At 61.5% G+C, this 23,019-nt stretch carries 19 protein-coding genes and 1 pseudogene; 2 read left to right on the forward strand and 18 right to left on the reverse strand.

The window, feature by feature from the left end:
- Positions 1-36: 36 nt before the first annotated feature.
- From HMPREF3155_RS10355 to HMPREF3155_RS10425, 15 genes are all read right to left on the reverse strand, one after another.
- Complete coding sequence (locus HMPREF3155_RS10355) at positions 37-2,148, reverse strand: [protein-PII] uridylyltransferase (protein ID WP_070433267.1); 2,112 nt, start codon at positions 2,146-2,148, stop codon at positions 37-39.
- Positions 2,149-2,487 (reverse strand): P-II family nitrogen regulator, encoded by a 339-nt coding sequence (locus HMPREF3155_RS10360; protein WP_062038390.1) that lies wholly within the window; start codon positions 2,485-2,487, stop codon positions 2,149-2,151. It abuts the gene before it with no gap.
- 79 nt (positions 2,488-2,566) lie between these two features.
- Positions 2,567-2,935, reverse strand: coding sequence for a Na+/H+ antiporter subunit G (locus HMPREF3155_RS10365; protein WP_070433268.1), 369 nt, complete (start codon positions 2,933-2,935; stop codon positions 2,567-2,569).
- Positions 2,936-2,937: 2 nt separating this feature from the next.
- Positions 2,938-3,228: a cation:proton antiporter gene (locus tag HMPREF3155_RS10370; protein ID WP_061923279.1), complete on the reverse strand. Its 291-nt coding sequence runs from the start codon at positions 3,226-3,228 to the stop codon at positions 2,938-2,940.
- On the reverse strand, positions 3,228-3,758 hold the full coding sequence (locus HMPREF3155_RS10375) for a monovalent cation/H+ antiporter subunit E (protein WP_070433269.1): 531 nt from the start codon (positions 3,756-3,758) through the stop codon (positions 3,228-3,230). The genes HMPREF3155_RS10370 and HMPREF3155_RS10375 overlap by 1 nt, the downstream gene beginning before the upstream one ends.
- Entirely contained in the window at positions 3,759-5,300 is a 1,542-nt protein-coding gene (locus HMPREF3155_RS10380; RefSeq protein ID WP_062038379.1) for a monovalent cation/H+ antiporter subunit D family protein, read from the reverse strand. It abuts the gene before it with no gap.
- Complete coding sequence (locus HMPREF3155_RS10385) at positions 5,300-5,743, reverse strand: cation:proton antiporter subunit C (RefSeq protein ID WP_062038374.1); 444 nt, start codon at positions 5,741-5,743, stop codon at positions 5,300-5,302. Before HMPREF3155_RS10385 ends, HMPREF3155_RS10380 begins: the two co-directional genes overlap by 1 nt.
- Positions 5,743-8,721 (reverse strand): DUF4040 family protein, encoded by a 2,979-nt coding sequence (locus tag HMPREF3155_RS10390; protein ID WP_070433270.1) that lies wholly within the window; start codon positions 8,719-8,721, stop codon positions 5,743-5,745. Before HMPREF3155_RS10390 ends, HMPREF3155_RS10385 begins: the two co-directional genes overlap by 1 nt.
- Before the next feature lie 271 nt (positions 8,722-8,992).
- Entirely contained in the window at positions 8,993-10,714 is a 1,722-nt protein-coding gene (gene ftsY / locus HMPREF3155_RS10395; RefSeq protein ID WP_070433271.1) for a signal recognition particle-docking protein FtsY, read from the reverse strand.
- Positions 10,715-10,764: 50 nt separating this feature from the next.
- Complete coding sequence (gene smc / locus HMPREF3155_RS10400; RefSeq protein WP_070433272.1) at positions 10,765-14,343, reverse strand: chromosome segregation protein SMC; 3,579 nt, start codon at positions 14,341-14,343, stop codon at positions 10,765-10,767.
- Between the two features lie 26 nt (positions 14,344-14,369).
- Positions 14,370-14,648 carry an acylphosphatase gene (locus HMPREF3155_RS10405; RefSeq protein WP_061923298.1) on the reverse strand — a complete coding sequence of 93 codons (279 nt, stop codon included), beginning with the start codon at positions 14,646-14,648 and terminating at the stop codon, positions 14,370-14,372.
- Complete coding sequence (locus HMPREF3155_RS10410; protein WP_070433273.1) at positions 14,649-16,166, reverse strand: alanine/glycine:cation symporter family protein; 1,518 nt, start codon at positions 16,164-16,166, stop codon at positions 14,649-14,651. It lies immediately after the preceding gene.
- 37 nt (positions 16,167-16,203) lie between these two features.
- A complete protein-coding gene (gene mutM / locus HMPREF3155_RS10415) occupies positions 16,204-17,025 on the reverse strand; it encodes a bifunctional DNA-formamidopyrimidine glycosylase/DNA-(apurinic or apyrimidinic site) lyase (RefSeq protein ID WP_070433274.1) in 822 nt (273 codons plus the stop codon).
- A complete protein-coding gene (rnc, locus tag HMPREF3155_RS10420) occupies positions 17,025-17,795 on the reverse strand; it encodes a ribonuclease III (RefSeq protein ID WP_070433275.1) in 771 nt (256 codons plus the stop codon). Before rnc ends, mutM begins: the two co-directional genes overlap by 1 nt.
- The gene (locus tag HMPREF3155_RS10425; protein WP_235591055.1) at positions 17,792-18,346 is read right to left on the reverse strand and encodes a YceD family protein; all 555 of its coding nucleotides are present in this window, start codon (positions 18,344-18,346) and stop codon (positions 17,792-17,794) included. Before HMPREF3155_RS10425 ends, rnc begins: the two co-directional genes overlap by 4 nt.
- Before the next feature lie 174 nt (positions 18,347-18,520).
- Between HMPREF3155_RS10425 and HMPREF3155_RS10430 the strand changes: the two genes are divergently transcribed.
- Positions 18,521-19,135, forward strand: a complete 615-nt coding sequence (locus HMPREF3155_RS10430) for a hypothetical protein (protein WP_070433276.1) — start codon at positions 18,521-18,523, stop codon at positions 19,133-19,135.
- A 50-nt stretch (positions 19,136-19,185) separates the two neighbouring features.
- Here HMPREF3155_RS10430 and HMPREF3155_RS10435 read toward each other — a convergent pair whose 3' ends face one another.
- On the reverse strand, positions 19,186-19,953 hold the full coding sequence (locus tag HMPREF3155_RS10435) for a DivIVA domain-containing protein (protein WP_141740978.1): 768 nt from the start codon (positions 19,951-19,953) through the stop codon (positions 19,186-19,188).
- A 93-nt stretch (positions 19,954-20,046) separates the two neighbouring features.
- Positions 20,047-21,387, reverse strand: a pseudogene (gene gdhA / locus HMPREF3155_RS10440) (NADP-specific glutamate dehydrogenase).
- 138 nt (positions 21,388-21,525) lie between these two features.
- Here gdhA and HMPREF3155_RS10445 point away from each other — a divergent pair.
- Entirely contained in the window at positions 21,526-22,647 is a 1,122-nt protein-coding gene (locus tag HMPREF3155_RS10445) for a glycerate kinase (RefSeq protein ID WP_070433277.1), read from the forward strand.
- Here the strand turns inward: HMPREF3155_RS10445 and HMPREF3155_RS10450 are convergent.
- Complete coding sequence (locus HMPREF3155_RS10450; protein ID WP_070433278.1) at positions 22,613-23,011, reverse strand: hypothetical protein; 399 nt, start codon at positions 23,009-23,011, stop codon at positions 22,613-22,615. The two genes, HMPREF3155_RS10445 and HMPREF3155_RS10450, sit on opposite strands and share 35 nt — an antisense overlap.
- Positions 23,012-23,019: the final 8 nt, after the last annotated feature.

Below are 23,019 nucleotides of genomic sequence, written 5' to 3' on the forward strand. Positions count from 1 at the left end.
CTAAACAATCTCGAGTAATTTTTTAACTCCCCCAGCTTAGCCGCTGACTAGCGCTTCGGTCACATTCCTGACCAATGTCGCGCGCGCGACATCGCCTAGCGGTTTGGCGTGCAGCACCATCGTTGCGCCCGGAACGTAGCTCGTAATCCATTCGCAATCGGGAAGCTTGGCGATGACATGTCCAAGCACACCCGTACGCTCGCCCGTGCGCACCTCGAAGATGCTTCCCGTCCACATCGCCGTTGTGGGCGCGCCATCAATCTCCGGAAGGATGGTGTACACGCCAGATTTATAGGACTGGATGAAACGCGCCTCATCGGCCGCCGCATCGAAGCTCTCCGCCACGGTACGCACGTCGAATTCAGCAGCAAAGCCCTCGCCTTGCGCGTCACTTACCCTGCCCATGCGGGAGGACTCGATGGTCCACCCCAACGCCGCAATCAGCGCCAGCGGGCGGATGACCTCGCGCTGATATTTGCCCCGCCACGAAACCGTCAGGGTGCGTTCCTCATAGTTCGCCTTGAGCGCAATCTCCTTTTCCGCATACACCACCGGCTTCGTAGGTGCCAGCGCCTCCAGCTGCGCAAAGGCGCGCGAAGACAGCACCCGAATGCCCGCCTCCAGGCGCGGATTCCACACGTTGGGGCCAGTCGATAAAGCGTCCGCGCGTGCCAAGACCAGCAACAGCGAAAGCGTCAGGTGGTCATAATGCACCGCCGCCAGCAACTTATCCCGGGCCGCGTCCGATTCCGGGTCCATGCGGGAGACCAGTTTGGCCAAGGTTGTGTGCTCTGCCACAAGCGTCTGCACACGCGAACGATCCGCAAGGCTCAGCCGCATTTTTGCCGCGGCCTTGGTCACCATTTCCGCGCCTACGGCGGAATGCGGGCGGCCATAGCCCTTGCCGATGTCGTGGTACAGCGCCGCTAGCAACAACAAGTCCGGACGCGCGACCGTGGTACGCACCTCCGCGCAGCGCGCCACGGTCAGCATGGTGTGATAATCCACGGTGTGCGCGTGGCTGCGCTCCCGCGGCAGCATCCCGCGGATGTGCCCCCACTCCGGCACCAGAGTCTCCCACAGTCCCACCTCGTCAAGCTCCTCAATGAGCCGTGGCGTTTCGGTGGGCGAAGACAAGATAGTAAAGAAGGCGTCGGTTATCGCGGTATTCCAACACTCCGGAAGCGCAGGCGCGTTAGCCAGCAGCTTCCACACGCCCGGCTCTATGGGCCGGCTCGTGCGCGCCGACGCCGCCGCCACGCGCAGCCCTAGCCCGGGGTCTTGCAGGTCGGCGTTGCGCGCCAGCGTCACGTAGCCGCCACTATCGACGACGCCCAGGTCCAAAGGCTTGCGCGAACGGTCCCGTTGCCTTTTGCCCACGACGCCGCGGGCCGTGGCAAGCGCGCGCTCCATCGCCCTATCGACTGTCGACGCCGCGCGCACCACCGCGGCCGAAAGCTCGTAACGGTCCGCGAAACCCAGCTCGTCAGCGATCTCCGCGGCGAATTCAGGGTCCAAAAGGTCGCGGTGACGATGGGCATGCATATGCAAAAGGCTGCGGACATCGAGCAGCAGGTCACGCTCGGCATCCAGCCGCGGGGCGTCGGCAAGATTGCCCAGGGCCAGGGCCCTAATGAACTGGATATCGCGCAGGCCGCCCCGCCCGTTTTTAATGTCCGGATTCGCCATCGTGGCCAACGTGCCCGAACGCCGCCAGCGCGCAATTGCGGTGCTGACGAAAGAATCGAAATGCTTTTGCAGCAACACCCGCCACTGGGATAGAAGCTTGGCGCGGGCTTCGTCGACAAGCGCCTTGCTACCCGCCACAAAAGACAGATCCAGCTGCGCAAAACCCGCCGCCGGATCCGTGCCGGCTATCTCCGCGCACTCGCCCGGGGTACGCAGGGCATAATCCAGGTGATACCCCGCCTGCCAGATGGGATACCAAATGTTGGCCACCGCCTGCTCGTCTAGCACCATCCCCTCTGGATGAATCAACAGCAGATCCAGATCGGAATACTTTGTCATCTCGCGGCGCGCAAAAGACCCCGTCGCTGCGAGGGCGGTGCCCTCTGGCAGCGCCAGGGCCTTAATCAATGCTTCTGCCGCATCGAAAGCTTCTGCGCGCAGCTGCGCGGCTTTGTCCATTTAGACAGCAGCCTCGCCGCGCTCGCCGGTGCGCACGCGGATGACGTCCTCGACTGGGGTTACCCACAGCTTGCCGTCACCGATCTTGCCGGTGTAGGCAGCCTCAACGATAGCGTTGATGGTCTCTTCTACCGCTGCGTCATTAACAACGACCTCCAGCTTGACCTTCGGGACGAAGTCGGTGGCGTACTCGGCACCGCGGTAGACCTCGCTGTGTCCGCGCTGCTGACCAAAGCCCTGCGTCTCAGTCACGGTGAGACCATGAACCTCAAGCTGTTCCAATGCCTCGCGAATATCCGGCAGCGTAAAAGGCTTTACAACAGCAGTGATGAGTTTCATGTCCTACTCCTTGGGCTCCGATTGAAAGTATGTGCCTAATGTGATCATATTAGCGTCAACGGCGCCGCCGCGGCGCTAATTAAACTTCGTCTTCGCTGGCTTCTACCATGTCGGTCTGCTTCCGCACACGGCGCGCATACTTCACGTCCGTGACGGTGACGCCGTAGATGGAGCGGCCCATGTAGAAAGAGCCAACGGAGCCAATGATCCACACGCCGAAGCATGCGATGAGAACGCGCACCAGCGACCACAGATCAAAGCCGTTTTCAGCAAAGTCCACCACGAGCTTTCCCACGAGCAACAGCGGCACCGCAAGGCCGACGGTCGGGCCCAAGAGGTTTACTCGGGTCAACGCGTCGGGGGCGCGCCACAGCGCGATTGCGGTAGCAACCACCAACAAGGTGGCCACGATGAGGAGAATGGATGCGATGATTTCGTACCACGCCATGGCTATCGACGTCCCTTCGAAATGATGCGCGCCATCGACAACGTAGGCAGCACGCCGGCTGCAATCGCTGCCAGCATGGCGATGTCATAGAGAATCGAGGCGTGATTAACAAAGGTCCAAGCGATGTACATGCACAGCATGCCGTAGAAGGCCATGTCTGACATGACGGTACGTGTCAGCTCGTCGCGGGAGCGCAGCGCCAAGACCAAGGCCGAAGCCAGGGCACCGCCCATCACGAATATGCAGACGAAGATGACCCATTCGAAAGCGCTAAACTGCGCGAAATCTACCATTATTCGCCCTTCCTTTCCGGATGCAGCGGCCAGACGGAATACTTCTCCGTCTCATCCGCTGGCAACGGGGTGTCTTCTTCTTGCGCGATATCCGGCGCACGCATGTGGCGGCCGAGGGTCTCGAGTGGGTACTCGTAGAAGGCCGGATCCAGGTCCTTGGTATCGCTCTGGCCTGGCACGCCATAGTCGATGTCCTTCACGTGCGGTGCCAAGTGCTCCTCCATGTCCGCGAGCGACTCCATGATTTCTACCGGGTCATCGCCCATGACCGCCTGGACGAGCACGATACGCGGCAAACCCTCTGCCACCGGCTCGCGCAGGCCCAGCGACAAAGTGCCAGGGGTTGCGGTGATAGACGAGGTAAACCAGAAGATCTCCCACGCATCGGTCACGCGCAGCGGGTAGCGCACGATGACCGGGTGGTAGGAATTATGTGGCTTGAAAGACTCCACGGCCAGGCCGAAACCGGCAACGAAGATCTCCTTAATCAGCCATAGGCCATAGGCACAGGAGTGGAAGAAAAGTTTCATTTAGCGACCTCCCTGGATGGAGTCGATGTCCGGCAAGGCAACGGGGGCGTCGCCAAGCACGGCTTCGGTATAAGCCTGAGTATCCAGCAGATCCTGTGCCGCGTGCAGGGTGATATCCATGAACGGGCCTGCCAGGACGAACATGGTCAGCGAGCCCATGATCAGCGCCGCGGAAGGAGCCATCAGCTTCTTGCGGATGATCAGTTCCTTCGGCACCTTCTGCTTTGGCAGATCCTTGCCCCAGAAAACCTCGCGCCACACGCGCAGCATGGACAAGAAAGCGGCAAAGGAAGCGATGATGATGACCGCGATGACAATCCATGCCCATGCCCCACCGGTGCGGGCGATCTCGATGACGATCAAGACTTTGCCCCACATGCCAGAAAATGGCGGGAAGCCCACCACAGAGAAGGCACCGGCGGCGAAGATCCAGGCGATGAGCGGATCGCGGCGTGCCAGGCCCGAAAGCTTAGATAGCAAGCCAGTGCCGTAGGTCTCTTCGATGGCACCAGAGGCCAGGATGAGCGAGCCCACCGTGAGCATGTGGTGGATGGTGTACAAGATTCCGGCGGCGAGAGCGCGCTGTGGATCGTGGGTGGTAAAGGCCATCATCACCAAGATGAAAGGCATGCCATTGAGCATCTGATAGCCCAAGACGCGACGGATGGAGTTTTCGGCCAAGCCACCAAATGCGCCGATCAGCATCGAAATGATCATGACCACGATGATGAGAGTGCCCCAGCGCTGGTCCATGCCAAAAAGGTGGACCCACAGGCGGTAGAGCATGTAGACCGCAACCTTGGTGTGCAGGCCGGAGAACAAGCCCATCACGGCAGCCGAGGTGCCTGGGTAGGTGCGCGGCAGCCAGGACTGCACGGGGAAGACGCCGGCCTTCGCCGCGATGGCGATGACTACGATTCCCGAGGCCACGGTCACTGGACCGTTGCCCGCCGCAGCGCCCTCTAGTGCGGCGAGGTTGACCGCGCCGGTAACGGAGTAGATATAGCCCACGCCGACGACCAGCAGCGTCGAGGCAAAGAGGTTAACCAGAACGAAGGCACGGCCGGCCGCGAGGCGCGACCAGGTACCGGACATCGTGATGAGGCCATAAGAAGGCAGCAACATGACCTCGATGAACACGAAGAAGTTGAAGAGGTCTGCGGTAAGCAGCGCGCCGCAGACACCGGTGATGAGAATCAGCGTCAGCGATGGGTAGTAGCGCGACTTCGTCTCGCCGCCCACGATGGCAAACCAGTTGGCGCCGAATGCGACGATCATCGTCGTGACAATCATCAACGCGGAGAAGGTATCTGCTGCGAAGGCAATACCCGCGTTACCTGGGTAGCCGCCCACGGTGTGGGCCACCACGCCGTTGTTCAAGGTGTAGAGCAAGAGCGCGAAACCAGCAAAGATTCCGATGCCCGGGATAATCAGCATGATGGAATCACGCACGCCGCGCCACGGGGCCATTAGGGCCAAGGCCGCGGCCACGAGGGGAACCGCTGGGAATAGCGGCAACAGTGCACTGACGAGTTCAGCCATTACTTCTCCCCTTCCTCACTGTGGTCCAACTGCTTGACGCGATCCATCTTGTTGGCCGAACGCTGCAAAATCTCTCGATTCTTAGAATCACGACCCAGCGTGGAGAACGCGTGGTCAATGGTGTTGTCATCAACCGGCTCCACGATGTCCGTGTCATCATTGGCGCCCATAGCCGCCATGGTTAGCAAGATCGTGGAGGTCGCCATGGAAATGACCACGGCGGTAAGCACGAAGGCCTGCGGAAGCGGGTCCGCCATCTGGTCGTGTGCGACCTGCGAGGGGAAAGATTCCCCGCGGTAGGAGTACACGCCCGTAGCGAGCAGCGTCAGGTTAGCGCCGTGGCCGAAGGCCATCATGCCCAGCACGATGTGGACCAAGCCACGCTGCTGGATGAGATAGACCGCAGAACCGATAAGCAGTGCGATGGTTAGTGCAAGAATCATTATTTCTCCCCGCCTTTCTGGCGTGCCACGCGCGGCGAGTCCTTCTTAGTTCGAGCCTCAGACTTGTTGAGCAAAGCCAGCGGATTGCTCGAAGGGTTGATGGGCTCGGGGTAAGGATCATCGACGTCGTCAAGCACAACGCGCGGGGTCGTCGGCAACGCGGAATCGTCGTCGTGGATCCATGGCAAGAAGTCGCGCTCCGTGCCCGGGCGCAGATAACCGCCGAGGGCGTTGATGGCCATGGTCAGCATGCCCAGAACCGCGAGATAAATACCGAGGTCGAAAATCAGCGACGTGGTCCAGTGCTGGCCCAATGCGTGGCCGTGGATGGCGGTCAGGAAGCCGCCCGGCTCGCCGTGATGCGGGATGTAACCGATAAAGCCTGCAGTCAGCGCCACGATGATGCCGATGCCCGTGAGGTGAATCGGGGTCATGCGGCCGAAGACAATCTCATCAGAGCCGCGGGACAGGTAGGTCAGGCCGATGGCTGCGCCCATAATCAGCGCGGCCGGGAAGCCGCCGCCCGAGGCCTGGTGACCGCGGTAGAAGACCACGACGGAGGTGACAACCAGAATCGGAATAACGATGGCAATGCCCTTACGCAGCGGAACCGAATTTAGCTGCGACTGGCCGAACGGAGCCGGGCGCGTGCCGGAGGTAAATGGGAAGCGCGGCAGCGTGGAGGTAACAGAAGCAATCACCACGGCGGCCATGCCCAGAACTGAAAGCTCTCCCAGGGTATCGAGTGCACGGAACTCCACGATGATGGTGGCCACGACGTTGTCGCCGCCGGTGATATCCGGAGCGTTGTCCAGGTACCACAGAGAAAGATCGGAACGCTCGTGGCGGCCCATCAGGCCCCAGACACCGAGGAAGGCGGCCACGCCGGCGAGGACAGCTACCACGATGGAGCCGGTCTTACGCGATTTCTCTTGCACTGGGTGGAACTTCTCCGGCAGGTAGCGCAGCACCATCATCATCACGATGACAGACAGCGCCTCGACGGTGAACTGGGTCAGCGCGACGTCGGGTGCTCCGAGCAGGAACATCTGCAGGGTCACGCCCGTGCCGGCGATGCCGATCATCACCGCGCCCGTCAGGCGGTTGCGGGTGCGCACCAGGCCAAACATGGACAGCGCGACGATGGATAGCGGCAAAAGATCCCATGGGTTATCCAGGCCTTCGACGCGTGGTGCAAGAGCGACGCCGTCGACGCCCTCGCTGATAAGGCCTGCCGCAGCCAGAACGATGAGCAGCAAGACGATGGGCAGCATCAGGCGTGAAGGATTATGGGTATCGGACATGCGGCCGACAAAGCGGCCGATCGCGGTTGCGCCATTTTGGACGGAACGCAGAATCTCGTTGCCGGTGCGCGGAACCAGCTTGGTGTCCTCGAATGCGGACCACAGCTGCTTGCGAATGAAGATACCGGCGATGCCCGCGATGAGAACCGCAACGGAGATGACCAGTGGAACGTTCACCCCGTGCCACAGGGAAAGGTGGGCGTGGGATTCCATTCCCACGGAACCTGCCATCAAGTCCAAAGGCTTGTCGAACTTGCCCAACACGAAGACCAGCGGCAAGGACATAAAGCCCGGAAGTGCTGCCGGCAGCCAGAGGCGAACAGGCGCCTCGTGGACCTTGGACATGTTGCGCGGGCCGTCGAAGAAGGCGCCGAAGACGATCTTGGCGGAGTAGGTGAAGGTAAAGAATGCGCCGATTGCGGCAACCATCAGCAGCACCAGCTGCCCTGCCCCACCGATGGGCGCGTCTTCGAAGGCGGTGAGCATGCCCTCCTTGGAAACGAAGCCCAAAAGCGGTGGAACCGCGGCCATCGATGCCGCGCCGATAACCATGGAGCCGAAGGTCCATGGCATCTTGTTCCACAGCACGCCGAGGCGGCGGATATCTCGGGAGCCGGCCTCGTGATCAATCACGCCGATGAGCATGAAGATGGAAGACTTAAACAGTGCGTGCGCCAGCGTGTGCACCAGGGCGGCGGTGATAGCAAAAGGCGTGCCGACGCCGATGGTAGCCACGATCCAGCCTAGGTGCGAGACGGTGGAATAGGCGGTCAGCTTCTTCAGGTCAGTCTTTTGCACCGCAAAGACCGCCGACATAACGGCGGTGCCCATACCAACGACGATGAGCAGCCAGTTCCACACGGCCACGTCGTGGAAGATGGTGGAGAAACGAATCAGCAGGTACACGCCTGCCTTGACCACTGCGGCTGCGTGCAGGAAGGCAGAGACCGGCGTTGCTGCAGCCATGGCCTCTGGCAGCCAGAAGTGGAACGGAAACTGCGCGGCCTTTGTAAAAGCAGAGCAAGCAATAAGAACTGCCACGGCGGCAGTAAGGCTTGGGCGCTCGTGCCAGACACCGGAGGCCAGAATCTTTTCCAGGTTGGTAGTACCCGCGGCCGTCGCCGCGATGGCCACGCCTGCCAACAGGGTAAGGCCACCGATAAAGGTCAAAATCAGCGTGCGCTGCGAGCCCTTCTCGCCTGCCTTACCCGAACGCGCGATAAGCATAAACGAGGCCAGGGAAACCAGCTCCCAGGCAAGAAAGAGCAGGATGACGTCGTTAGCCAGCGCCAGCAGCAGGATCGACATGGTAAATGCCGTCATCAGCAGATAGAAGCTGGTGTTTCCTTTGCCCTTGGGCAGGTAGGCGGCCGAGTAGGTAAGGACTACGGCGCCGATGACCAAAGCCAGCAAGGCGAAGAATACGCCCAAGGCATCGCCGCGCAGAGCGAAGTGGACGTCGATGCCGGTGCCGACGACGTCGCCGACCCACGTGCGCGAGAAAGACAGCTCTTCGCCCGCCGATAAAGTTCCAAATTCTTTAGCAAGAAGACCTGCCGCCACAATAAAAATGCCGGCTAGGGGGTAGCCGGCGGCGCGATCAGCAACCTTGACGATTACTGGGGCAAGGACCACTGCCAAAGCTGCGAGGAGGACAACATAAATAAGTGTCACGAAAAATTAGCCTCACAAACCATTGTGTAGAGATTTATTACTTAGAGCGCGCATAAAATACGACGTTCCCACACTACCATTGTGGCCCACGTCAAAGCACATTTTTTCGGTATTCAAGGCGACAACTCGCGCGGCGATTTTGCAAGAAAAACAACCTCCAAGCAGCGCTTTCCAGCGTCGTTCCAGCGGCGGCTCCGGAAAGCACCACCCCATACAAGAAAAAGCCGCCGCGGAAAGAAATCCACGGCGGCAAACGCGAGGCTAAAGGAGGCTACTTCTCCCCGAGCAGGGCGTCGACGAAGCCCTCGACCTCGAATGGCGCGAGGTCATCGGCACCCTCGCCCAGACCAACAAGCTTGACTGGGACGCCGAGCTCCTCCTGAACCTGGAAGACAATGCCGCCCTTGGCAGTGCCATCGAGCTTGGTCAGCACCACGCCCGTGATGTCGACGACCTCACGGAAAATGCGGGCCTGTGTGAGGCCGTTCTGGCCAACGGTGGCGTCGAGAACCAGCAGCACCTCGTCCACCTCAGTCTTCTTTTCCACCACGCGCTTGACCTTGCCCAGCTGATCCATCAGGTCAACAGAAGTGTGCAGGCGGCCGGCGGTGTCGACGAGGACGACGTCTACGCCTTGGTCAACGCCCGCTGCAACGGCATCGAAAGCAACGGAAGCCGGGTCAGCGCCCTCCTTGCCGCGGACCGTGCTGGCGCCGACGCGGCGACCCCAGGTTTCGAGCTGATCCGCTGCGGCTGCGCGGAAGGTATCCGCGGCGCCCAACAACACCTTGTGGCCCATCGCGACGAGCACGCGCGCAAGCTTGCCCGTGGTGGTGGTCTTGCCGGTGCCGTTGACGCCGACGACCATGATGACAGCAGGCTTGCCCTCGTTCGGCATGGCCTTGATGGAACGGTCCATCTCCGGGTGGCCGGCCTCTATGAGGCACTCGCGCAGCATCGCGCGGGCCTCTTCCTCACTGGCGACGCCGCGCTCTGCGAACTTATCGCGCAGCGCCTCCGTGACCTTCATAGTGGACTTGGTGCCCAGGTCCGCCATGATGAGGGTGTCTTCGATTTCCTCCCACGCTTCCTCGTCGAGGTCACCCGCGGACAAGATGCCCATCAGGCCCTGTCCAATAGCATTCTGCGAGCGCGACAGGCGGCCGCGCAGGCGCCCCAAACGGCCACCCGCCGGCGCAATATCAGGTTCCGTCGCCTCCGGCGCCTCGACAACCTCAGCGTCCTCAGAGACTTCAAGCTCCTCCGGCTCGGCCTCTAGCGCTGCCTCAGCGCCCTGCGTCTGCGCTTCGGCTGCCGCCGCGGCTTCCTCAGCCTCCGCAGCTTCCTCAGCTTCGGCATCAGAAGTTTCTGCTGGAGATTCCGGGGCTTCATCTGCCGAGACTTCGTCTGTACTTTCGGCAGCCACCGTCGGCTCTTCCGCGACCGCTTCCTCCTGCGGCGCCTCAGCAACCGGTTCTTCTTCTGCCGGCTCTTCGACGGCCGGCTGTTCAACCGGGTTTTCATCTGCTACCAGCTCGGCCTTTTCAGGTTCAGTCTTGGCAGGCTCAGACTCCGCCGGCTTGGTGGCAGCAGCAGCTGCAGCTCCTGCGGCAGCGGTACCGGCAGCGGCCGCGCCGGTTGCAACACCAGCGGCGGGTGCGGACTTCTCAGCCTTAGGCTCAGCAGGCTTAGCTGGCTCGGCCGACTTGGTGGGCTCGGCCGGCTTGGTGGGCTCAGCCGGCTTGACTGGCTGAGCGGGAACCTTCTCTGGCTCCTTGGCGCCGCTGCCGGCGGGGGCAAAGTTGAACCCGGACTTGGCCTGGTAGTTGCCAGACTTTTGCTCCTGGGTCAGCTCCTTGGGAGCTTCCTCGGCCGGCTTTTCGAACGATACTTTCTTGGCATCGCCGCGCTTTTTACCTACTGCTACCAGCACAATCGCCAGCAGCACAATGACGGCTACGGCAATAAGAATCCACATCAACGTCGTATTCATGCCCTCTATAGTGCCAGGCTTGCTGCAGCCTGGCACTACTACCCTGCGGATTAACCCTGAGTTTCGGGCTCAGCGTCGGGCCCTGCGTCGGGCCCAGCGTCGGGCTCGGCGGCGTCGCCAAGCGCAGCGCCGCGCGGGGCATCGACGCCCAGGCGTGTGGCATCCTCGGCTGCAGCGGCGGAACCGGGGGCGTCGCCAGCCTGGCTCATACGCTGCGAAATCACGCGCGTGACGCCATCGCCACGCATCGTCACGCCGTAGAGGACGTTAGCCACATCCATCGTCGGCTTCTGGTGCGTGATGACGATAAGCTGCGAATCCTTGCGCAGTTCCTCAAACAGGGCGATGAGGCGTCGCAGGTTGACGTCATCAAGCGCGGCTTCAACCTCGTCCATCACGTAGAACGGGCTCGGGCGCGCACGGAAGATGGCCACCAGCATCGCCAAGGCGGTCAGGGACTTCTCACCACCAGAAAGCAAGGACAGGCGCTTGACTTTCTTGCCCGGCGGGCGCGCCTCAACCTCAATGCCGGTGGCCAGCATGTCATCCGGCTCCGTCAGGATCAGGCGGCCCTCGCCACCCGGGAAAAGGGTCTGGAAGACCTTCGGGAACTCCGCCTCCACGTCGTTCCACGCATCGGTGAAAAGCTGCAGAATCTGTTGATCCACGTCCTCAATCACGCCCGCCAAATCCTTGCGCGCCTGGATAACGTCATCGAGCTGCGTAGACAGGAAGGAATAGCGCTCCTCCAGCGCCTTGTACTCCTCCAGCGCCAGCGGGTTGACCTTGCCCAGGGAGTTCAGGTCCTTTTCTGCCTGCTTCAGTCGCGCCTTTTCCGCGCTACGGTCGAAGTCCTCGCCCGGCGTGTAATCGCGCAGCAAGTCAGGGATCGCAATACCCAACTGGTCCACGATCTTCGCTTCGGTCTCATCCACGCGCACCTGCGCCTGCGAGCGGGCGATTTCGGAATGATTGGCGTTCGCCGTCAGACGGTCGAGCTTCTGCCGTGTTGCCGAAACCTGCTGCTTGGCCGCTTGCAAGCGCCCGCCTAACACGTTGCGCTGATTAACCAGCTCATCGCGCTCAGCGGTGGCGCGCTCCAGGGCCTGGGATGCGCGTCCGGCAAGGTCCGTGGCATGGCCTGCCACCGCTTGAGCTAAGTCGGCCTGCGCTTTACGACGCGCCATCGCTTGCTCATGGCGGGCCTTTGCCTGACGTTCATGCTGCGCTTGGCGACGCAGCGCGTCGCCCTTACCCGCAGCCTGCCCCACCTTGTCTTGGGCGGTGCGCGCCGCGAGCTGGGCCTCCATCTCCATGGCCTTGACCTGCTCCAAAGCGGCCGAGGCAGCATCGCGCTCGTGGGAGGAAGGCTCGCCGTCTTCGACCTCCTCATCGACGCGCGAGAGGCGGTCGCGGGTCTCAGCCAGCTGCTCGCGCACTTCGGCAAGCTTGACCTCAATCTCGGTCGCACGGGCCGCGGCTTTCTCATGCTCAGCCTTGTTGACCTCGTGCTGCTTCAGCAGGCGCTGGTGGTCGCGCTGCCAGGCTTCCACGGTCGTGTCGTGCTCACGCAAGGCCGCCTTTGCCGAGGCCGCCGCGACGCGAGCCTCCTCGGCCGCCATCTTCGCGCCCTCCAGGGTGCCGGAAAGCTCTTCCAACTCCTGCGTGGCAGATTCCAGCTGGCCTTCTGCCTCCGCGATGCGCGCGGTGACCTCGACGGTAGAAGAAGCGCCGGTACCGGCTTCGACCCAGCCCTCGCCCACCAACAGGCCCTCGGCAGTAACCGCGCGCAGGCGCGGATCCTCGCGCACCAGCTCGCGAGCTAGGGCAAGATCGCCGACCAGCGCGACGTCGGAAAGCAGACGCGTCAGCGCCGCCTGTACCTCGGGTGCAAGCTGCATCTCATCCAGCAGCCAGGTCGCACCGCTGGGCAGGTTGGCGTCCAGACGCCAGTCGGAGGCACCCGCGGCAGTGGTGTCCACCAGCGGGGTGCGGGCGGCGGTGCTCAAGGCTGCCACGATGTCCTCTGTAACCGCGCCCGTTTGCGCCTCCGCGAACGCGCCCAACGCCGCCGCAACGGCCGTGTCATGGGAGGTGGTGATGTATTGCGCCAGCGGCTTAAAGCCCTCGCCCAAGTCGATATTTTCCGGGGCAGTCTGCGCCAAAGTATCGATGCGCGAGCGCAGCGTGTAGACCGCGCGTTCGCGTTCGCGCTGGCCGTCGCGAAGCTGCTCCAGGCGTTTTTCGGCCGCCCCTGACTCACTCGCCGCCCGCACGTGGGCCTCTTCCAACGGCTCGCGCTCGGCGTTTAAGGCCTCCAACTTATCGGCAACTTCGTCCGCCTCAGCCTGCGCCGTGCGCGTGCGCGCCTTGGTGGACTGCAGCGTCTCCTCCTGGCGCACGAGCTCCTCCTCTGCCGCGGAGACCTGCCCGGCGAGGATTTCCTCGGAGGCGATGAGGCGAACCACGCCCTCGCGACGATCCGCAATCGCGCGTAGCTGCGCCATGTGTTCCTTTTCCGCCTCTTCGAAGACGGCGCGGCGTTGCGCCACCTCCTCGCGGATGGACTCCAGACGCTCGGCGGCCTCTTCGGCCTCCATGAGCAGCTCTGCGTGCTCCTCGTCCGCGCGCAGGGCACGGGCCTCGAGCTCTTCTGGGTCTTGGCCTGCATAGGCGACCTGTGCGCCGACGTTTTTCGCGCGCTCTTCCGCAATGCGCTGGGTGGCGGCGATGCGCTCGGACAGCGTCGACAGGTCGAACCACAGCTTCTGCGCGGCCTCGGCCTGCGGATTAACCTCCTCGAGCTGGGCCTCGATTTCCAACTGGACGCCTGTGGCCTCTTCGTGCTGCTCGGTAGCTTCCGCCACCTGCTCGGCGAGCACCTGAGCCTGTTGCTCGGCATCGGCGTACTTCTTGCGGGTTTGCACGACTTGGTCGCCGGCGATGCGCAGGCGGGCATCGCGCAAATCCGCTTGGACGGTGGCCGCGCGCTGGGCGGTTTCGGCCTGACGGGCCAAAGGCTTTAGCTGTTTGCCCAGCTCTTCGGTGAGATCCTGCAGGCGATCCAAGTTGGCCTGCATGCCGGTGAGCTTGCGCTGCGCTTTTTCTTTACGACGCCGGTGTTTGAGCACGCCGGCGGCTTCCTCAATGTAAGCGCGGCGATCTTCTGGGCGCGATTCTAGGATTTCGGAGAGCTTGCCCTGACCGACGATGATGTGCATCTCGCGGCCGATGCCGGAGTCAGAAAGCAGCTCCTGGATGTCCATAAGGCGCGCTTTGGCGCCGTTGATTTCATACTCGCTGGCGCCGTCGCGGAACATGCGGCGGGTGACAGAAACCTCGGAGTATTCGATGGGCAGCGCGCCATCGGAGTTGTCGATGGTAAGGGTTACCTCGGCGCGGCCTAGCGCCTTGCGGTCGCCCGCGCCGGCGAAGATGACATCCTGCATCTTGCCGCCGCGCAGGGTCTTGGCGCTGCCCTCGCCCATGACCCACGCCAACGCGTCGACGACGTTCGACTTACCTGAGCCGTTCGGACCAACCACAGCGCAGATGCCGGGCTCGAATTTCAGGTTCGTCGCGGACGCGAAAGACTTGAAGCCTTTGAGCGTGAGCGATTTCAGGTGCATTCGTGAAAGTTTAGCAAGCCTAGGCGCTAGCGTTCGATAAAGCCGCTCTCACCGCGTGGGTCGGACCACTGCTCCACCACGGTAGTTACGGTTCCGGGGCGCTTGGTGGTGGAAGGCTGCTCGCGCAATAACTCGAGCAGGCGCTCGCAGTCCTCGCGCGGGCCTTCGGCAACAACCTGCACGCGCCCGCCCTTTAAGTTCGTGGCGTGGCCCGCAAGGCCCAATTCGAGGGCCCGAGAGCGCGTCCACCAACGGAAGCCAACGCCTTGGACCGTACCGTGCACGAAAGCGGTCAGGCGTTGCATTTAGTACTCCCGTAGATTGGTGCGATCCGACAGGTCGTACTTGTGCTGCAAGTGCTTGCGGTCCTCCGGGCTGCGGCGGGTAACCGGGTCAGAGCCGTCCCAGCACTCGACGTTTTTCAGTTCCGGCATCATGTCGCGATGGAAAATCGGGTCCACGCCGTCACGACGCTGCTCGTTGAAGTTCTTCAGCAGCTTGATGGCTACGCCGGACAAAGGAACGATGGCAAGAATATTCAGGAAGACCATCGTTGCCGCGCCGGTATCTGCCAGGGCGAAGACCAAAGGCAAAGAGCCCACGGCGCCAAACCATACGAAGAAGAGCACCACGAGGCGGAAGAGGATCAGCACGCTCTTTTTGCGGGTTAAGTACTCCACGTTGGCCTCTGCCAAGTAGTAGTTGCCCAGAATCGAAGAAAATGCCAGGAAGAATAGGATGAAGCTGACGAAATGGATGCCCCAATCGCCCACCTCAGAAGCCAGTGCAGCCTGCGTCAGGGAAACACCCTCGGCTTCCGCGCCGTAGTTGACGGTAGGGCCCAGCAGGATGATGAAGGCGGTGATAGAACAGACAACCAGCGTGTCGAAATAAACGCCCAAGGTCTGCACCAGCCCCTGTTTGACGGGGTGCGACACGGCGGCGGTAGCTGCGGCGTTCGGCGCGGAGCCCTCGCCGGCCTCATTGGAAAACAGGCCGCGCTGGATTCCCTTCATCATGGCAGCGCCTAGACCGGCGCCGGCAATTTCCTTGAAGCCCAAGGCGTGGCCGATGATGTCACCGATCATGCCCGGGACCTTGTCAAAATTGGCCACGACGACGAAGCCGCCGATGAGCAGGTACGCAACCGCCATAAACGGAACGATGACCTGGGTGATATTCGCGATACGCTGCACACCACCGAAGATGATGAGAGCGGAGATAGCAGCGATAACGCCGCCGATGATAAAGCGGAAGGAGAAGTCGTCACGGCCGAAGGAGAACGCGATGGAATCGGCAATGGCGTTGGTCTGGAATGCGTTGTAGACAAAGCCGAAGGTAAAGGCGATGGCCACAGAGAAGATAGCGGCAAGCGGGCCCCAGCCTAGGCCACGCTTCATGTAATAAGCCGGGCCGCCGCGGTAAGCAGTGCCTTCACGGACCTTCCACACCTGAGCCAGGGTGGACTCGATAAACGCCGTCGCACCACCCAGGATGGCAATCAGCCACATCCAGAACACGGCACCAGGTCCGCCCACGGAAATAGCCACAGCCACGCCCGCGACGTTGCCGGTGCCCACGCGCGAGGCCGCCGAAATGGTAAAAGCCTTGAAAGCGGAGATTCCGCCGTAGTCCTCGTCTTCGTCGCGGCCGACGCCCTTCGGACGTTCCACCACAGCCTTGAACATTTGCGGGACCATGCGCACCTGTACGAGCGCAGTCCTAAAGCCGAAAAATAGTCCCGCAGCAATCAAGATCCACGGGATCAGATAAGTCCATACCGAATCGTTGAACGTTGTCACAGCGTTCTCAATAAATTCCATGTGGAATATTAAACGCTATATATCCCCTATCGATCCATTAATAGGTTTGGCAGCGGGGGCAATAGTGGGTAGATCTGCCGCCCACAACCACCCTTTTTAGTGGCGTCGCACACCTATCGCACGGCTCATCGCCGCGGCCGTAGGCATGCAAAGAGCGGTCGAAATAACCCGACTCACCATTGACGTTGACATAAAGCGCATCGAAGCTAGTGCCGCCGACTTTAAGGGCAGCGCGCATGACGGTCGCGGCGGCGTCGACAAGCGCAACTGCGTCGCGTTGGCGCAGCGTGGAGGCCTTCTTTTGGGGCTGTATGCGGGCTAGCCAGAGCGCCTCGTCGGCATAAATATTACCGATTCCCGAGACCACAGTCTGATCCAACAACGCCGTCTTCACCGCCGTCTTCTTCCCCCGCAGCCGCCGCGCCGTGGCAACAAGGTCAAAGTCCGACTCCAGCGGGTCCTGCGCGATGTGCGCGATCTTCGTCCAGGGGGCCAGCAACCAATATCCAAAGGTGCGCTGGTCCACGAAGTTCAACTGGACGCCGCCGCTTAACGACGCCGCGATGCGTACATGTTTCGAGTCCGTCTCCCCCACCCGCATTTGGCCGGACATGCCGAGATGTACGAAAAGCACATCGCGGCCGGGATCCGTGAGGTCTTCGTCGGCGAATTCCAGCCACATGAACTTGCCGCGCCGTGCCACACTCGCGATTTCGCGGCCGGCTAGGAGCTGTTCCAAGGGGCCATCCTGGCCGCGGTTGGCCCGCGGGTGCAAGACTTTCACGGACTCGAAGCGGCGGCCGGGAAGATAGGCCTCGAGCCCGCGGCGGACGGACTCGACTTCTGGAAGTTCAGGCATTAATTCTCGCGATTAGCGGTGCCCTGGACCAAAAGCGGAGTTTCGCGCAGAGTATCGCACGCCTCTTGCGCCGCCTGCTGCTCGGCCAGCTTCTTGTTGTGGCCAACGCCGTTGCCCACGGTCAGGCCCGCGACGGTAGCCACCGCGGTGAAGGTCTGGTCGTGCTCTGGGCCGGTAGAGGTAGCGGTATAGACCGGCATCGGGGCCTTCAGCTCGGCGCACAGCTCCTGCAGGTTGGTCTTCCAGTCCATGTGGCGGCCGGAGACGACAGCGTTGTCGATCTTCTTCTGGAACAGGCGCAGAATGACATCGCGCGCGACCTCAAAGCCGTGCTGGCGATAAATCGCGCCGAAGATGGCCTCGGTGGTATCCGCCAGAATCGAATCTTTGTCACGGCCGCCGGTGGACTGCTCGCCCTTGCCCAGCAGGATATGTTGGCCCAGCTCAATCTCGCGAGCGATATCGGAAAGCCCGTATCGCGAGACGATGGAAGCGCGCATCTTCGAAATATCCGATTCCGGACGCGAAGGATACTGCTCGTAGAGCTTCGAAGCCACGGACAGGCCAAGGACAGCGTCGCCTAGAAACTCGAGGCGTTCGTTGTTGGGCAAGTACCCGTTTTCGTTGGCAAAAGAGCGGTGGGTCAGCGCCAGACGCAAGTTTTCATCGGCCAGGTCGATGCCCAATGCCTGCAGCAACGGGCCATGATCGACGGCGCTATAGGCCTGCTTGAGGGCTTCCTCGCCGGTCAGCTTCTTCTTCTTGCTCACAGGAACTTCTCCAGTCCAGACCAACGGATATCGACTTTGTCTTCCTCTTCCCCAGAGACTCCGGTGGAAACACCCTCCGGCATCTCTATGTCGCAGCCTTCCTCGCACACCGGCGCGAAAGGCAAGCTCAGGCCAGCTTCATCGATGACAGTCTGCAGTAAATCGATTTCGTCGTCTACGACCTCAGGAACTTCATCGCCAGAGCCTGCATCCTCATCATCGAGTTCGTCGCCGCTGATGAAAGACTCGTCTGCAGCAAAAACCTGCGAGACCTGCAGATCCAGCTGCGGCTGCAGCGGGCGCAAACAACGAGCGCATTCGCCGGTGAGAGTGCCGGTAACCGTGGCGTCGACAAGCACGCCCGATCCCAGCGGTGTCAAGGTAGCGTCGACCGTAATCTCGTCGCCTTTTGCAACGGCGATCATCTCGACACCGATACGTTCGGGCGCAGGGCCCTTCTGCACGCGCTGCTCCGGCATTGCGGCAGCACCCTGGCCACGCAAGAGCTCGGCCACGTTAAATTTCAGCGGTGATTCCAATACATCTGCCATAACGTCTCTTAGCCTACATTGTGCGGCGCCATCCTTTTAGCAGAGCTTTGCCCACGCTTGCCGACGCCGCCTTTTGCCCGCTATCTGGGTGTTGCCTGAACTGCACCGCACAAGGTCTTATGCACTAAAGGCAGGTGGTTTCCCAATGGCTTAGGGGGCCTTAGTCTGGGGACTATGAATTACGGCACCACTGCACCAAACAGCGAATTAGCCCAGCTTGGATGGGCGTTTTCTCTGCTTTGCGTGCTGCCGGTGGTAGCGCTTGGCGCAATCGCATATCTGCGATACCGCCGCAGCCGCCTGCGGCCGGGGATGGCACTGCACTCCCTGGCCTATCGCGGTCTGGGTTTGGGGTTTGTGCTTGGTGCTTTCGTGGCGCTTCCGCTGCCCTTCGACATCACGATGATTGTCGCCTCCGCGCTCCTAGGCCTTGGCACCGCGTGGCTGGCCTGGAATGCGCGCGAAGGGCTATCGGGCGTTCTCATGTCCGTTGCTACGGCACTCGGCGGAATTTTGAGCGTTGTCGCAGGGCAATATTTGGTGGAGGCGCTATTTTCTGTGCGCCTCATCGCGGGTACGCCTATGGAAACGTTTGCATTGATGTGGGGCGTGTTCGGTTTTCCCGCTGCGGTATCAGCGGCGATTGCCGTTGCCACAAAGACGATGGCCCCAGCTGATGAACAGACGGTGTACGACAAACCGTCTGGCCACCAGCAAGGACCATCGTCTCCGCGCCGCAGCCGAGCTATGCAAACCCTATGCAAACAGAGTGTGCAATCGCCGCGCTAGCGCCCGGGTGCCGGAAGCTCTCGGTGCTTGACGCATCCGCGCTATAGGTCTTAGCGTTCGTAGCGCTCGGAGCTTTCGGCGCGGTACTCGCCGCGCTCGCCCCGGTCGGCACGGTACTCGCCGCGCTCGCTGCGCACATCTGCGCGCGGATCGCTTATGCGGGAACGCACGCCCGCGCCGCGGCGCAGCGCTTGACGGTCAGAGTTCACGGTACGCAGCAGGCCGGAAAGAGAGCTTTCAAACTCGCCGAGCTTGGAATCGACAAACTCATCGCACTCGGTGCGCAAACGATTCGACTCGGTGTGGGCGGTCTCCACAATGCGCTGCGCCTCATCGTTCGAGCGGCGGACCACCTCGGACTCAGAGACCAAGCGTTCCTGCTCCGCCTGGCCTGCGGCGACGCTGCGCTCGTATTCCTGATTGCCCTGCGCGATGGTGCGGTCCGCATCGGCACGCGCGCTTTCGATCATGGCGCTGGCATCGTCTTCCGCCTGGGCGACCATGGCGGTCGAGCGCTGCTGGGCGTCGGAAAGCATGGCGTCAGAGTCTTCCTGCGCACGCGCCATAATCTCGTCAGACTGCGCGTTTGCATCCGCGACAATCTGCGCAGCGCGTTCCTCCGCGCCAGCCAAGATTTCGTCCTGCTTATCTAGGACATCCTGCGCATCGTCCATTTCGACGGGCAGGGCGTTACGGAGGTCGTCGAGAAGCGCGAGCATCTCGTGGCGCGGGACCATGCAGTTGGCTGTCATGGGAACGGAGTAGGCCTGCTCCAGATTGCGAACAAGTTCATCTAGGGACTCAAATACGCGGTACATGCGCTCAGAGTAACCAAAGAAACTTTTTTCACACGTTTCCCACGCGGCACTTGCAATAAAAATCTAAAGTTCGACTTCAGGCTTTAAGCAGCGCTATACGACGCCCTGCGCCAACATCGCATCAGCCACCTTCTTAAAGCCCGCGATATTCGCGCCCGCGACATAATCGCCTTCCATGTCATACTCCCGCGCGGTGCGGTCGATGTTTTTGAAGATCTTCGACATGATTTCGTGCAATCGTTTGTCGGTGTAGTCAAAAGACCACGAATCGCGCGATGCATTTTGCTGCATCTCCAGCGCAGAGGTGGCCACGCCGCCGGCATTCGCGGCTTTGCCCGGCGCGAATTTAACCTGCGAGCCCACGAAGAAGTGCGTCGCTTCTGCAGTACACGGCATATTTGCTCCCTCGGCGACGTAGCGCACGCCATTTTCTGCCAGCAGCCGCGCGGCGTCGACGTCGAGCTCGTTTTGAGTAGCGCACGGCAACGCAACGTCGGCAGGCATGGCCCAGATATTGCCGCCCTCGTCATATTTCACGCCTGCCTCCTGGGCATATACGCTAATGCGCTCGCGGCGCGCCTCCTTGACATCTTTCAGCAGCTCGAAGTCAACGCCGTTTGGGGTTTCGACATACCCCGCGGAGTCAGACATCGCTACGACGGTGCCGCCCAACTGTTGGACCTTCTCGGCCGCGTAAATCGCCACGTTTCCAGAACCAGAGACAATGACCTTTGCTCCGCTAAAGGACTCGCCGTGGGCCTTCATCATCTCTGCGGTGAGATAGACCAAGCCGTAGCCGGTGGCCTCGGTGCGCACCAGGGAGCCGCCCCAGGACAGCCCCTTGCCTGTCAGCACGCCAGACTCGTGGCGGTTTTCCAGCCTGCGGAACTGGCCGAACAGGTAACCAATCTCGCGCCCGCCAACACCGATATCGCCTGCCGGAACATCCTGATATTCACCGATGTAGCGGTGCAATTCCGTCATAAAGGACTGACAAAAGCGCATGATTTCCGCATCCGACTTACCCTTCGGGTCGAAATCAGAACCGCCCTTACCGCCACCGATGGGCAGGCCGGTCAGCGAGTTTTTAAAAATCTGCTCAAAGCCCAAGAACTTGATGATGCCCAGGTTCACCGAAGGATGGAAACGCAGCCCGCCTTTGTACGGGCCCAGTGCGGAATTGAATTACACACGGAAACCGCGGTTGACGCAAACGTTTCCACGATCATCGGTCCAGGGAACGCGGAAGATGAGCTGGCGCTCGGGTTCGCATAGGCGCTCGACCAGGCCGTAGTCGGCGTAGTGCGGATCCTTGTTCAGGACAATCTTCAGCGAATCCAGTACCTCGGAGAGGGCTTGGTGAAACTCGGGCTCGCCGGCGTTTCGCTTTAAAAGCATGTCGTAGTAGTTGGAAATTTGCTTTTCGATGTGCATCTGGTGCGCCTTTCGCCGGCGAGGGTGCCGAATCGGTGGTTTACAGGACACCAAACAGTTTTCTATCGTGTGACCAAAAGTGCAAGTATCCGCGAGGTAAAACCGCCCACGAATTAGTGGCCACCTATACTTTTCGGCATGCATATCATCGTCGCACCGGACTCTTTCAAAGGGACAGCAAGCGCAATGCAGGCCGCGGCAGCCATCGCTGGCGGTCTGCGCGAGGCCCTTCCCGACGCCACCATCACCACCTGCCCCATGGCCGACGGCGGCGAAGGCACCTCCGAAATCCTCGCCACCGCCGCCAGCCTTTCCGGCGTCGAGGTGCAAACGATTACACTGCCCACTACCGACGCCCGCGGGCGGCTGACCGAAGCCAGCTACTTCCTGGCCGGCGAGCATGCGCTAATCGACGTCGCCTCCGCCACCGGGCTGCCCGCCGTCGCCAATGACCTCGACCCACTGCACTCGGATTCCTACGGCACCGGAGTGCTCATCGCGGACGCCGAAGCCCGCGGCGCTAAGCACATCGTTTTATGTCTTGGCGGCAGCGCGACCATCGACGGCGGAATGGGCATCCTCGCCGCACTTGGTGCTGCAGCACACGACGAGCGCGGCTACGCACTACCCAAGGGCGGCGCTCCCCTCGTTCGCCTCGACAACATCGACACCGCCCAGCTCAACATCAAGGCCAGTGCCCTTGACTACACCCTACTCGCCGATACCCGAGCCGTGCCTATCCAGGCCGCGACCATGTACGGCCCACAAAAAGGCGTCGAGGGAGAACACATCGCGCTGCTCGCGGGCGCTCTTCTTCGCCTCTGCGAAGTAACCGGCACCGACGAAAACGCCGAATCCTTTGGCGCCGCAGGCGGCATCCCCATCGCTTTGCGCTGGCTTTCGCAAACGCTCTGGGGAAGCGAAGAACACTTCGAAGTAGTCCCCGGCGGCGCGTATGTGGCAGAAAAAATCGGCCTGTCGGCGAAACTCGCCGAGGCAGACCTCGTTGTCACCGGCGAGGGCCGCTTTGATGAGCAATCCCTCACCGGCAAAGTTGTCGGTACCGTCGCCGAGCTAGCCGGCGAAACGCCAGTCGGCGTCATCGCAGGCTCCATCGCATCGCCGCTTCCCCACGGCGCCGTAGGAATCGAACTCGACAGTGCTCAAGGCGCCGCGAAAGGCGACGTCGTGGAGCAATTGCGCGCCGCCGCCCACGCGCTGGCCGCTAAGGTTGCACCTGTACAGACCACGGAAAAATAGCAGGCCGCTCGTGCGCGACCTCATCTTCCAAAAGCACGTGGTCCTTCGGCAACACCGCGTGCGGGGTGAGAAGTCGCGCTAGCACCATCGTCAGCTGGTTCACGGATCCCTTCACACCGTCGACCTCAATGTTGTAGCGATAAACATTGGCATTTTCTAGCTCGCGGTCAAAGTGGTCGTCGCGGTAGGTCTGGCGCAACTGCTCCTCCAAGCCGGCCGGCAAGGTGGGATTTTCCTCGCGGGTTACGCGGGCAGCGGCCAGCGTTTCATTTGCAACCAGCTTTTCGGTGGCGGTGCTAAAGACCTCCGCCACTCGCTCAGCCTGGGCATCCGGCACAAGAACATCAAACTGAATAATTGACATGTAGGTAA

Origin of the sequence: Corynebacterium sp. HMSC06D04 (assembly GCF_001807315.1) — a bacterium.
Lineage (GTDB): Bacteria > Actinomycetota > Actinomycetes > Mycobacteriales > Mycobacteriaceae > Corynebacterium > Corynebacterium simulans.